We start from the raw sequence: 12,493 nt of genomic DNA on the forward strand, positions 1-12,493 counted from the left end.
TCTCGTCGCCCGCGCCGGCCAGCTCACCGCGCAGCTTCTCCTCGCGCGCCTCGGCCAGCGTCACCGCGCCCGCCGCCTCGGCCTGCTCTGCCCGCGCGTCGGCCACGACCCGGGCCACCTCGGCCACCCCGGCCGGCGCGCGCACCGCGTCGAGCACGGCCAGCTCGGCGTCGAGGGCGGCCAGCGCCGCGTGCGCGTCCCGCGCCGCCGCCCGGGCCCGATCCCGCTCCGGTACGGCCGCCGCGACCGTCTCCGCCAGCTCGTGCGCCCGCCCGATGTCGGCCTGCGCCTCGGCCAGCGCCGCGTCGTCGACGTCGGCGAGCCCGCCGAGCATCCGGTCGACCGCCTCCAGCTTCGCCTCGGCCTGCCCGGCCCGCTCGGTGGCCCGCCGCTGCACCTCCTCGTAGACGCCGAGGCCGAGCAGGTTCACCAGGATCTGCTGCCGGGTGGCGGGCCGGGCGTGCAGGAAGTCGGCGAACTGCCCCTGCGGCAGCACCACGCAACTGGTGAACTGCTCGTACGGCAGCCCAACCGCCTCCAGCACGGCCCGGTCCATCTCGGCCGGGGTGCCGGCGACCACCTCGCCCAGGTCCTCCGGGCTGAGCCCGGTGTCCAGCTTGGTCACGTCGAACCCGGCCGGCATGAGCTGCAACCCGGCGTTGGCGGTCTTGACGTTGCCCCGGCCGTCGCGGCGGACCACCCGGGTCGCCACGTAGCGGTCCCCGGCGGACTCGAAGACCAGCCGGACCCGCGCCTCGGTGGCGGACGGGGCGAGCGCGTTGCCCAGCCCCCGCGTCCCGCCCCAGCGGGGTACCGTGCCGTAGAGGGCGAAGCAGATGGCGTCCAGCACCGTCGACTTGCCGGAGCCGGTCGGGCCGACGAGGGCGAAGAAGTCGGCGTCGGTGAAGTCGACGGTGGTCTCGTCGCGGAAGACGGTGAAGCCCGCCATGTCCAGCCGCATCGGGCGCATCAGCGGTCCACCTCCTCGAGGAGTTCGTCGAACAACTCCCGGACGTCGGAGTCGCCGTGCCCCCGGCTGTCGAGATAGTCGGCGAACAGCTCCCGGGGGGAGCGGCCGGCCCGCTGGGCGGTGCGGGCGCCGCTGCCGGGGGCCGGCACCATCTCCGGGTCGATCCGGATCTCCAGGGCCCGGGGTAGCAGCTCCTGCACCTGTTCGCGCAGCCCGGCCCGGGGCTGCTCCCGGACGAACACCCGCAGCCAGCCGTCCGGCGGGGCGATCTCGGCGAGCTGGTCCAGGGTGCCCCGCACCGTGCGCAGCGGCACCGCCGCCGGCACCGGCACCTCCCGGATGCGCGCCGCGCTGGTCGCGGTCACCTCGACGATCGTCACCGACGGGACGTTCTCCTGCTCGCCGAAGTCCACGGCGAGGGGGCTGCCGCTGTACCGGATCGGGCAGGGGCCGGAGACCCGCTGCGAGCGGTGCAGGTGGCCCAGCGCCACGTAGTGCGCGGTGCCCGGGAACACCGTCGCCGGCACGGCGTACCCGAGGACGGTGTGCGCGTCCCGCTCGCCGCCGCCGGTGGCCGCCCCGACCACGGTGAGGTGGGCGGTGACCAAATGCACCCGGTCGGGCTCGGCGAAGCCCTCGGTGAGCCGGCCGAGCACCCGGCCCAGGTGGTCGGCGTACGTCTGGGTGGCCTCGGCGGCGGTCAGCTCGTACATCTCGACGGCCCGCACGGCGTACCGCTGGGACAGAAACGGCAGCGCGGCAACCCGCCACCGCTCTCCGCCGGCCGTCGTGCCGTCGATGACGTGCTCGTCCGGGTTGTCCCGCACGCCGCCGCGCAGGGTGATGCCGGCGGCCTCGGCCCACGGCCGCAGCGCGTCGAGGGCCTGGCCGTTGTCGTGGTTGCCGCCGATGGCCACCACGTCGGCGCCGGTGCGACGCAGCGCGGTCAGCGCCCGGGTGACCAGCCGGGTCGCCTCCGGGGTGGGCGCGGCCGTGTCGTACAGGTCGCCGGCGACGATCACCAGGTCGGGTTGCTCGGCGCGGGCGACATCGATCACCCCGGCGAGGACCTGCTTGTGTTCCTCGGCCCGGGACTGCCCCTTGAGCACCTTGCCGACGTGCCAGTCCGAGGTGTGCAGGATCTTCATGGCCCGGTGCCCCCTAGAACGGGATGTCGTCGTCGCTCGTGCCGCCGCCGGAGCCGACCACCGCGAACGGGTCGGCCGCCCCGGTGATCGACCGTAGCGTCTCCGAGGGCGCCCGGCCGGCCTCGGAGACCCGGGTGGCCCACGCCGGGAAGGGAAACTCCAGGCAGAGTGGGACCGGAATGTCCGGCTGGTTGACGAACATCGTGCCCGGCTTGGCCAGCAGTGCCCGCTGGCGCTGGGCCGGCGGCAGGAAGCCGTACTCCGGGCGGGACGCCTCGGCCGGGTCGAGCCGGCCGACCACCCGGATCGCCGAGTTGGTGACGATCCGCCGTTCCACCTCGCTCGCCGTCTGCTGCGCGCCGACCAGGATCACCCCGAGCGAGCGGCCCCGCTCGGCGATGTCGAGCAGCACCTCCTTGATGGGGGAGGAGCCCTCCCGGGGGGCGTACTTGTTCAGCTCGTCGAGGACGACGAAGAGCAGCGGCTTGGCCGTGCCCGCCTTCTCCTTGCGCTCGAACTCGCTCTTGAGCGTCACGCCGACCACGAACCGCTGCGCCCGGTCGGGCAGGTTGTGCAGGTCGACCACGGTCACCTGCGCGGACTCGCTGGTGTTGATCGAGTGCGGGCGGCGGGTGGCCAGGTCGCCCCGGATCAGCCGGGCCAGGTCCTTCTTGCTGCCGATCAGCCGCCGGGCGAACGCGTTGACCGTGCCCAGCCCGACGGCGCTGCCCGCCCAGTCGCCGCGGGTCTCGTCGTCGTTGAGCTGCTCGACGATGTGGTCGACCAGGTCGGTGTACGACCCGAGGCGTACCCCGTCGACGCTCACCCCGCCGTCGGCGGGCTGGGCGTAGCGGGCCAGGTGGGCGGCGACCGAGTGGACGACCATCGTGTACTGCTGGCGTTCGTCGTCGGCGTCGGCGAAGACGTACGGCAGGAGGCGGTCGGCGCAGAACTCGCTCAGCGTCCAGTAGAAGCTGTCCACCCCGGTCAGCCGGCTGCTCACGTCGGGGGTGCCGGAGGAGTCGCCGACCCGGGGTGGGGCGTACACCCGCACGTCGGGAAACGCCCCGGCGCTCAGCCCGAGCTTGGCGTAGCCGGCGCGGGTGGCGTCGTCGAGGCGGGTGTTGGGGTGGTCGAGGAACAGCAGGTCCTCGCCCTTGACGTTGAAGATCAGCGCCTTGGCGTTGACCGCGTCGCCGCCGAGCACGCCGGAGCGGAAGACCGAGTAGAGCAGGAACGTGGCGAAGCTGGTCTTGGTGGCCACCCCGGAGATGCCGGAGATGGAGACGTGCGCGCCCCGGGTGCCGTCGAGGAAGTCGGCGTTTAGGTAGACCGGCACCCCGTCGCGGCCCATCCCCATCGGGATCCGCCGTTCCATCCGGTCGAAGTGCAGCGCCCGGGCCCGCGCGTCGCCCTCGGCGCGGTGCACCACCGCCCCCGGCGTCGGCGGGACGTAGACCTCCGGGTCGACCCGGGTCGTGGTGATCTCGGCGGCCTCCTGCACCATCGCCGGCAGGGTGCCGTCGGCGATGGCGAAGACGTCCGAGTCGAACTGGGCCCCCTCGTGCCGAGCCCGCACCTGGGTGACCACCCCGGCGATGGTCACCGGCTCCCGGTCGGGCATTTCTCGCCGGGTCACCACCACGTCGTCGAGCTGCAGATAGCTGCCGGGGGCCACGGCCGTCCAGAACGTCAGCGGGGTGGCGTCGGCGGTGCCGAGCACGCGACCGACCCCCTCGCCGGGGCCTTCGGACCCGTCGTCGGTGATCGGCAGGCGCTCGTTCATCGGCCCGCTCCCGTCAGCTGGTCGTCTCGGTCACGGCACACGAGGAGCATCCTGCCCGAGGGATGTGACAGGTTGCCACGCGACGCGGCGGACGTTACGCCGCCGCCCGCCCGGCATCACTGGCCGCGTTCTTCCGAACGCGTACGGTTTCGGGAAAGTTCTCGCCGCCGGCATGACAGAAAGCGGTTGCTCGGCACGACAGCGACACCGGCATCCATCGAGCTGCTGCGTGACCTACGGCGACGGCCCGCCCCGCGCTGTCGCCCCGCCTAGGAACTGGCGGTCGGCGGGGCCGGGGCCGGGGCAGCGGCGTCGCGGGCGTAGCGGAGCAGCAGCGCGCCACCGGCGGCCAGCACGTGCCGCAGCGACAGCTCCCCTCCCGCCGGCGGGCCCCGCGGCGATCCGCCCCGGGGGCCACCCCCGCGAAGCAGCGAGCGACGTGGAGGCAGACCTCGTTGACCAAGTCGGCGGCCGGTGAACGCGCCGAACAAGGTGCGGCCGCCCTCGCAGAGCACCTGCCCGAAGGCCGCGCCGGCGCAACTCGCGAGCCCGGCGGCGAGATCCACCCGGTCGGCTCCGCAGCGCACCAGCTCGGCCACCTCGGCCAGGCGCGGTGGCGCCTCGGCCGCGGCGTGGGTGAGCACCACCGGCCGCACCGGCGCGTCGGCGAAGGCCGCCTGCGCCGGATCCAGGTCCAGCGAGCCGGAGACCACCACCAGGGTCGGATACTCGGCCAGCCCGTGCTCGCGCCGCCAGGCCCGACGTGGCGCGTCGAGCCGCACCGCGCGGTACCCCTCGTGCCGCAGCGTCCCGGCGGCCACCAGCAGCCCGTCGCAAAGCATCCGCAGCAGGCCGAAGACCCGCTTGTCCGGCTCACCGGACAGCCCGGCGGAGTAGCCGTCGAGCGAGACCGCGCCGTCGACGCTGGTCACGAAGTTCACCCGCAGGTGGGGCCGGTCCGCCCGGCCGTACAGCGCGGTCAGCTCCGCGTCGTCCAGTCCGGCCGACGGGGCCGGCCAGAGACGGGAAATCGGAACCTCGGCGCTCATTCGCCGGCCGGACCCGTGACCGGAGGGGTCGGTTCGGGGGTACGGTGCTGGCAGTCGCACCACTTCCGGCCCGGACATTCGTCGTGCCGCCGTTCCCGGCAGGCTCGGCAGATCATGCCGGCAGCCTATGTTGTGGAGGGAGGGGGCAGCACATGCCACGTCAGATCTTCCAGCTGAAGGTGTCCCTCGTCGGGGTCCACCCCCCGGTCTGGCGGCGGGTGCTGGTCCCCGCCGGGTACACGCTGGACCGGCTGCACCGCGTCGTGCAGCACGCGATGGGCTGGCGCGACTGCCACCTGCACTCGTTCGAAATCGACGGCACGCAGTACGGCCAGCCCGACCCGGACGGGGAGCTGACCGTGCGCGACGAGCTGGACGTCCGGCTGGACGCGGTGCTCGGCAAGGGCAGCCGCTTCCACTACACCTACGACTTCGGCGACTGGTGGGAGCACGACCTCCTGGTCGAGGACGCCTTCACCGCCGACCCGGACGAGCGGTACCCGACCTGCCAGGCCGGCGAGCGGGCCTGCCCACCGGAGGACGTCGGCGGCCCGGCCGGGCACCAGGTGCTGCTGGCGGCGCTCGCCGACCCGGAGCACCCCGAGCACCGGAGGCTGCGGGACTGGGCCGGCGACGGGTACGACCCGGACGCCTTCGACTCGGCCCGCGCCGCCACCCTCCTCCGCCACCTCTGCTGACACCCAGCCGGGGAGCAGCGCAAGGAAGGGTCCCTTGTTAACGCTTCTGGTATAGGAAGGGCCCCTTGTTAACGCCTCGCTGGCGGGGTGCACCGGGGCGGGGTTCGGGTCGGGGGTGCCGCGTGCGTCGGGTCGGGGGTGTCTGGTCGGGTCCGGGGCGCCGGCCGGCCGGGTCCCCTGTGTGTGGGGGCCCGGCCGGTGGTGTGTCGGTGCCTGTGCCTGTGCCTGTGTGCGTGTGGGTGTGTGGGTCAGTTGTTCCAGTGCTGGGTGACGAGGTCGGCGGCCTGCTGTTCCCATTGGGCGTATGCGTCGGGGTAGGCCGAGACCTGGACGGTCTGGGCGGCGTCGGTCAGGGGCATGTTCTGCCAGCCGTCGACCTGTCGCAGGCCCTTGAGGAACGCGGTGGTGGCGTATTCGGGGTTGGTGATCTGTTCGGGGGTGCCCCAGCCGCTGGAGGGGCGTTGCTGGAACAGGCCGAGGGAGTCGTGGTCGTTGCGGTCGCCGAGGTGGCCGAGGTTCTCCAGCTTCGATTCCTGCAGGGCGGTGGCGATGGAGATCACGGCGGCTCGTTCGTCGAGGCCGGTCTTCTTCGTGGCGGCGATGATGGCCTTGACGTTGGCGGTCTGTTCGGTGTTGAGGTTGATGTGGGACTGGGTGCCCTGTACGCCGTGGGGGATGAGTTTGGTGGTGTCCACGGTGTTTGCCTTGTCGGTCTGGATGGCGGCGACGGGGCGGGTGTCGGCGGTGGTGGTGTCGGTGTGGTGCAGGGGGCCGGCGGCGAGGCCACCGGCGAAGGCGAGGCCGGCGATGCCGAGGATGCTGTTGCGCAGGATCGTCGTGTTCATGGGGGTGACTCCAATCGGGGGTCGACACCTACCTGGGGGGGTGGGTGTGTGCACCACGTCGAGGCGCCCGAACAACGGCAGGCAAGCCTGAAGCGGGGAAACAGGCCTGAAGCGGGAAAGTCGCGGCGAGCAGAGCGGGGGCGGAGCGGGGGCGGAGCGGGGAAAGTCGCGGGGAGCGCAGTGGAGAGGGGGCCGGTCTGCCAGGGGTGGCTGGTGGTGGCCGGTCGCGGTGTGACGACCGTCGGCCGGTGCGCATTCCACCGGGGTGGCTCCCCGCCCGGGGGTGGTCACCGGGTGCCCGTTTCCGCGAAAGGGGCGGTGGAGCGGGGTTCTGCTCGATCGTCTGTCAGGTGTAACGACCCCGGCCGGGCCGTCATTCCACGGTCGGGGTGCCGGCGGTCACCCCCGGGGGCCCGGGGGGCCGGTCGGGCGGGGGCGTCTACGGCCACGCCCACCCAGCCCCCGAATCGGATATAACGCCCGATCCGTCGGATGATCGGCTTTATGTCGGCCAGATGGGGGTATCCGACGCGCGGGACGCCCCCATGTCGCCGACATGCCGCAGCGGGCCGCGGATCGGAGATGGGGTCGCCGGTGCCGGCGGGACCCAGCCGGCCGGAGTCGAGACGCGGCCGCCCCGTGCCGGGAGGCAGTCGGCTGAAGGTCGAGACGCGGCCGCTCCGTGTCGGGGCGCAGCCGGCCGAAAGTCGAGAGGCGGCCGCCACCGTGCCGGGCGGCAGCCGGCCGTGAGTCGAGCGCGGCCGTCCGTGCCGGCGCGCGGCCAGCGAAGTCGACGCCTCCACCCGTGAGCTGCCAGCGAAGTCGACGCCTCCGCGCGTGCGTCGCCAGCGGGACGCCGCGATGTCGCGGACAGGGTGCGGTCGGGGGTGACGTGATGCCGCTGTGTCACCGCAATGCCTCATTGAGCGGCCTGAAGCGACGGTCCGACACACGGCGGTAACGATCTGGGAACGCTCCCATTGGGTTATTGACACCTTCGGGACTCTCCTCCAGTCTCATGGGAGCGCTCCCGGCCTGTGTTGCGGATCTCTTTCCGTCACCCCGCCGGGCGTCGACCGTGGGCTTTGGCCGTCGGCCGTGAGCGCCTGCACAGCACCCCCACCACATGACACAGCCTCACCACCGAAAGAGGGGTCTCGGATGAGCGTCCCAATCCGTCGCCGGCGGCTCGCGGCCATCGCGCTCGCGTCCGTCGCGATGATCGCTACTACTTCCGCCTGCGGCAGTGACGACTCGGACTCGAACAGCAGCGACGGCCCGATCACCCTCGTCGTCGACGTCTTCGGCGACCAGGGCTTCGGCTACGACGAGCTCTACAAGCAGTTCGAGTCGGAGCACCCGAATATCAAGATCCAGGAGCGGGGCAAGGGCCTCGGCCTCGGTGACTACAACACCCGCCTCACCCAGCAGATCACCGCCGGCGCCGGCGCCGGTGACGTGGTGGCCCTCGAGGAGGGCACGATCGTCCAGTTCTACGGCCAGGCCGGCAAGTTCGTGAACCTGGCCGACCACGGCGCGAACGACCTCAAGAGCAACTTCCTGCCGTGGAAGTGGGAGCAGGGCACCACCCCGGACGGGACGGTCCTCGGCCTCGGCACCGACGTCGGCTCGATGGCGCTGTGCTACCGCAGTGACCTGTTCAAGGCCGCCGGCCTGCCGACGGACCGCGAAGAGGTCGGCGCGCTCTGGCCGACGTGGGACCAGTTCATCGCCGCCGGCCAGAAGTTCGTCGCCGCCGACAAGAAGCACAAGTTCGTCGACTCGGCGACCAACTTCTACAACGTCGTGCTGATGCAGACCGCGGGCAACGGCACCGGCTACACCTACTACGACAAGAGCAACAAGCTGGTCATCGGCGAGAACCCGGACGTGCGGACCGCGTACGACCTCGCCACCAAGATGATCGCCGCCGGCCTGTCGAACAACCTCCAGTCGTTCTCGAACGAGTGGAACGCCGGCTTCAAGAACGGCACCTTCGCCACCATCGCCTGCCCCGCCTGGATGACCGGTGTCATCAAGGGCCAGGCCGGTGACGCGGCGGCCGGCAAGTGGGACGTCGCGAAGGCCCCCGGCAACGGCGGCAACTGGGGCGGTTCCTTCCTGGCCGTGCCGAAGTCCAGCAAGCACGCCAAGGAGGCCGCCGAGCTGGTGAAGTTCCTGACCAGCGCCAAGGGCCAGATCGAGGCGTTCAAGAAGGTCGGCAACCTGCCCTCGTCGCCGCAGGCCCTGGCCGACCCGGCCGTCGCCGACTCGACCAACGAGTACTTCACCAACGCCCCGGTCGGCAAGATCTTCGCCGCCGGTGCGAGCGAGCTGAAGCCGGTCTACCTCGGCCCGAAGAACCAGGCGGTCCGCACCGCCGTGGAGAACACCCTGCGGGCCGTCGAGCAGGGCAAGCCCGCCGCCGAGCAGTGGCAGGCAGCGCTGAAGAACGGCGAGGCCGCCGGTAAGTGACCGGCCGAACCGACCACGGGTGGCGTCGACAGGCGACTGTCGGCGCCACCCGCGGTGCCCGGTAAGCCCCGGCGCCGCCCGCGCGGCCGGGCCGGTTACCCCCCGGCGCGTCCACGCGGAAGGCCGGTAATCCCCCGGCGTAGCCCACGCGGACGGGTCGCGCCGACCGACGAGAAGGACCGTCGATGAGCCTGGACCTCCACACCGCAGCGCCCCCCGGCGGAGGCGGTGACCCCGCCCGCCCCGCCCGTGCCGTGCACCGTCGCCCGGCCTCTTTCACCCGGCTGGACCTGAAGTTCTCCCCGTACCTGTACGTCCTGCCCTTCTTCGTAATCTTCGCGGTCTTCAGCGCGTACCCGATCATCTACACCGTCTGGATCGCGCTCACCGACCGGTCGCCGCTGAACGCCACGATCAGCTTCGTCGGCCTGGACAACTTCGTCGAGCTGCTGACCAACGACCCGCAGTTCTGGAACGCGGTCGTCAACACGTTCGGCATCTTCCTGCTCTCCACCGTGCCGCAGCTGATGCTGGCACTGGTGCTGGCCAATGCCCTGAACCGGAAGCTGCGGGCGCAGACCTTCTTCCGGATGGCCATCGCGATGCCGATCATCACCTCCACCGCCGTGGTCGCGCTGATCTTCTCGATGATCTACGCCAAGGAGTTCAGCCTCGCCAACTGGGCGCTCGAAAAAGATCGACCTCGACCCGATCGACTGGCGGGCGAACCGTTACGCCTCCTGGTTCGCCATCTCCACCATGGTCGACTGGCGGTGGGTCGGCTACAACGCCCTGATTTACCTGGCCGCCATGCAGTCGATCAGCAAGGACATGTACGAGGCGGCGGCGCTGGACGGCGCCTCCCGACGTCGGCAGTTCTGGTCCATCACCATTCCGCAACTCCGCCCGACGATCATCTTCACGCTGATCGTCTCGACCATCGGCGGGCTCCAGCTCTTCACCGAGCCGCTGATGTTCACCAGCGGCGCGGGGGCGATCTCCGGCGGTTCCGAGGGGCAGTTCCAGACCATCACCATGTACCTGCTCGACGTGATGAACACGCGGTTCCGCTGGGGGTACGCCGGCGCGGTGGCCCTCGTGCTGTTCCTGCTCATCGCGCTGGTGTCGCTGGTGAACTATCTGCTCGCCCGCCGCATCAGTTCCGACAAGTGAGGGTTGCGCCCAGATGACGACCACGACGCTCCGTCCACCTGCGCGCCCGGCCGGGAGGCCGCCGCGCGATGCCCACAAGGCCGACCGGCTCTGGAAGGCGACCCCGCTGACCTGGGTCGGGCTGGTTTTCGGCGTGATCCTCTCGCTGTTCCCGTTCTACTGGATGATCGTCATTGCGTCCCGGACGAACGACGCGGCCAACTCCTGGCCGCCGCCGTTCCTGCCTGGCGGCAAGCTCGGCGAGAACATTCAGCGGGTGCTGGAGAACGGCGACGCCAACATCGTCAAGGGGCTGATGAACTCGTTCCTGGTCTCCGGGACGATCACCATCGCCACCGTCTTCTTCGGCTCCCTGGCCGGTTTCGCCTTCGCCAAGCTGCGCTTCCGTGGCAAGAACGCGATGCTGCTGATCATTCTCGCCTCGATGATGGTCCCGATCCAACTCGGCGTGCTGCCGTTGTACATCCTGATGGCCAAGCTCGAATGGCTGAACACCATGCCGTCGGTCACGGTGCCGTTCCTCATCGGCGGCTTCGGCATCTTCATGATGCGCCAGTACGCCGAACAGGCCGTGCCCAACGAGCTGATCGAGGCGGCCCGGGTGGACGGCTGCTCCACCTGGCGCGTCTACTGGCACGTCGTCGTGCCCGCGCTGCGGCCGGCGGCGGCGGTGCTGGGCCTGCTCACCTTCATGGAGCAGTGGAACCAGTTCTTCTGGCCCTTCGTGGTGCTCGCCGACCCTGCCAACCCGACCGTGCAGATCTCGCTGCGCAGCCTCAACACGGCGTACTTCGCCGACAACTCGCAGATCTTCGCGGGCACGCTGGTCGCCACGCTCCCGCTGTTCGTCGTGTTTGTCCTGTTCGGCCGCCAGATCATCGGCGGGATCATGGAAGGTGCCGTCAAGTCGTGAGCGATCCGAGCCGTCCGCCCGCCGTCGGCGTCCTCGACCAGGGCACGGACCTGACCTTCCCACCCGGCTTCCTGTGGGGTGCCGCGACCGCGGCGTACCAGATCGAGGGCGCGGCCACGGAGGGCGGCCGCACCCGGTCGATCTGGGACACCTTCAGCCACACCGAGGGACGGACCGTCGGCGGGCACACCGGCGACGTGGCCTGCGACCACTTCCACCGGATGCCCGACGACGTGCGCCTCATGGCGGAGCTGGGCCTGAAGTCCTACCGGTTCTCGGTGTCCTGGCCGCGCGTGCAGCCGGGTGGCTCCGGCGCGGCCAACGCCGAGGGTCTGGACTTCTACCGGCGGCTGGTCGACGAGCTGCTGGGCCACGGCATCGAGCCGTGGCTGACCCTCTACCACTGGGACCTGCCGCAGCCGCTGGAGGACGCCGGCGGCTGGCCGGCTCGGGACACCGCCGGCCGGTTCGCCGACTACACCCAGCTCGTCGCGGACGCGCTCGGCGACCGGGTGCGCTACTGGACCACGCTCAACGAGCCGTGGTGCTCGGCGTTCCTCGGGTACGGCTCCGGCGCGCACGCGCCGGGGCGTACCGACGGGGCGGCCGCGGTCCGGGCCGGGCACCACCTGATGCTCGGCCACGGCCTCGCCGTGCAGGCGCTGCGGGCGTCCCGCCCGGAGGCCCAACTCGGCATCACGCTGAACCTCTACCCGGTCACCCCGGCCACCGACTCGGCGGCCGACGCGAACGCGGCCCGGCGGATCGACGCGCTGGCCAACCGGTTCTTCCTCGACCCGGTGCTGCGCGGTTCGTACCCGACGGACCTCCAGGCGGACCTGGCGTCGGTGACGGACTTCGGGCACGTGTGCGACGACGACCTGGAGATCATCTCGACGCCGCTCGACCTGGTCGGGATCAACTACTACAGCCGGCACGTGGTTGCCGCCCCCGTCGAGGGAGAGCAGCCGGAGGAGTACTGGCGGGCACCGACCTGCTGGCCGGGCAGCGAGGACGTCCGGTTCGTCACCCGGGGTGTCCCGGTGACCGACATGGACTGGGAGATCGACGCCCCCGGGCTCGTCGAGACCCTGGAGCGGGTCCATCGGGAGTACACCGACCTGCCGCTCTACGTGACCGAAAACGGTTCGGCGTTCGTTGACGTCGTGGTCGACGGTCAGGTGGACGACGCCGACCGGTTGGCCTACTTCGACTCGCACCTGCGGGCGGCACACGCGGCGATCGGTGCAGGGGTGCCCCTGCGGGGCTACTTCGCCTGGTCGCTGATGGATAATTTCGAGTGGGCCTGGGGTTACACCAAGCGTTTCGGCATGGTGTACGTCGACTACGACAGTCAAATCCGCATCCCCAAGGCCAGCGCCAGGTGGTACGCCGAGGTGATCCGACGCAACGGTCTGGCCGCACAATAGGGCACA

Annotated in this window: 8 protein-coding genes and 2 pseudogenes; 5 read left to right on the forward strand and 5 right to left on the reverse strand. The window is 71.3% G+C overall.

The window, feature by feature from the left end; genetic code table 11:
* The 4 genes and pseudogenes from MCAG_RS23470 to MCAG_RS23485 all read right to left on the reverse strand — a co-directional run.
* Positions 1–970 (reverse strand): AAA family ATPase (locus MCAG_RS23470; protein ID WP_007075466.1); only part of this gene is annotated, 970 nt, incomplete at its 3' end.
* Complete coding sequence (locus tag MCAG_RS23475; protein ID WP_007075467.1) at positions 970–2,118, reverse strand: exonuclease SbcCD subunit D; 1,149 nt, start codon at positions 2,116–2,118, stop codon at positions 970–972. The genes MCAG_RS23470 and MCAG_RS23475, both read right to left, overlap by 1 nt.
* A gap of 13 nt (positions 2,119–2,131) precedes the next feature.
* Positions 2,132–3,886 (reverse strand): ATP-binding protein, encoded by a 1,755-nt coding sequence (locus tag MCAG_RS23480; RefSeq protein ID WP_036377880.1) that lies wholly within the window; start codon positions 3,884–3,886, stop codon positions 2,132–2,134.
* Positions 3,887–4,173: 287 nt separating this feature from the next.
* Positions 4,174–4,953 (reverse strand): annotated as a pseudogene (locus tag MCAG_RS23485) (pyrimidine reductase family protein).
* 152 nt (positions 4,954–5,105) lie between these two features.
* Between MCAG_RS23485 and MCAG_RS23490 the strand changes: the two are divergent.
* Positions 5,106–5,651, forward strand: coding sequence for a plasmid pRiA4b ORF-3 family protein (locus tag MCAG_RS23490; protein ID WP_007075470.1), 546 nt, complete (start codon positions 5,106–5,108; stop codon positions 5,649–5,651).
* Between the two features lie 248 nt (positions 5,652–5,899).
* Here the strand turns inward: MCAG_RS23490 and MCAG_RS23495 are convergent, their stop codons facing one another.
* Complete coding sequence (locus MCAG_RS23495; protein ID WP_007071253.1) at positions 5,900–6,496, reverse strand: hypothetical protein; 597 nt, start codon at positions 6,494–6,496, stop codon at positions 5,900–5,902.
* A 1,161-nt stretch (positions 6,497–7,657) separates the two neighbouring features.
* On the opposite strand from MCAG_RS23495, the gene MCAG_RS23500 reads away from it, so the two are divergent.
* The 4 genes and pseudogenes from MCAG_RS23500 to MCAG_RS23515 all read left to right on the forward strand — a co-directional run bounded on the left by MCAG_RS23500 (position 7,658) and on the right by MCAG_RS23515 (position 12,487).
* The gene (locus MCAG_RS23500; RefSeq protein WP_007075471.1) at positions 7,658–8,971 is read left to right on the forward strand and encodes an ABC transporter substrate-binding protein; all 1,314 of its coding nucleotides are present in this window, start codon (positions 7,658–7,660) and stop codon (positions 8,969–8,971) included.
* Between the two features lie 185 nt (positions 8,972–9,156).
* A pseudogene (locus tag MCAG_RS23505) lies at positions 9,157–10,144 on the forward strand (carbohydrate ABC transporter permease).
* 13 nt (positions 10,145–10,157) lie between these two features.
* Positions 10,158–11,057 carry a carbohydrate ABC transporter permease gene (locus MCAG_RS23510; protein WP_007075473.1) on the forward strand — a complete coding sequence of 300 codons (900 nt, stop codon included), beginning with the start codon at positions 10,158–10,160 and terminating at the stop codon, positions 11,055–11,057.
* Positions 11,054–12,487 (forward strand): GH1 family beta-glucosidase, encoded by a 1,434-nt coding sequence (locus MCAG_RS23515; protein ID WP_007075474.1) that lies wholly within the window; start codon positions 11,054–11,056, stop codon positions 12,485–12,487. Before MCAG_RS23510 ends, MCAG_RS23515 begins: the two co-directional genes overlap by 4 nt.
* Positions 12,488–12,493: the final 6 nt, after the last annotated feature.

The organism is Micromonospora sp. ATCC 39149 (genome assembly GCF_000158815.1).
Classification (GTDB): Bacteria; Actinomycetota; Actinomycetes; order Mycobacteriales; family Micromonosporaceae; genus Micromonospora.

Excerpts from the sequence above, each read along its gene's own strand:
- MCAG_RS23475 (WP_007075467.1), bottom strand. The coding sequence starts at position 2,118 with ATGAAGATCCTGCACACCTCGGACTGGCACGTCGGCAAGGTGCTCAAG.
- MCAG_RS23490 (WP_007075470.1), top strand. The coding sequence starts at position 5,106 with ATGCCACGTCAGATCTTCCAGCTGAAGGTGTCCCTCGTCGGGGTCCAC.
- MCAG_RS23495 (WP_007071253.1), bottom strand. The coding sequence starts at position 6,496 with ATGAACACGACGATCCTGCGCAACAGCATCCTCGGCATCGCCGGCCTC.
- MCAG_RS23500 (WP_007075471.1), top strand. The coding sequence starts at position 7,658 with ATGAGCGTCCCAATCCGTCGCCGGCGGCTCGCGGCCATCGCGCTCGCG.
- MCAG_RS23510 (WP_007075473.1), top strand. The coding sequence starts at position 10,158 with ATGACGACCACGACGCTCCGTCCACCTGCGCGCCCGGCCGGGAGGCCG.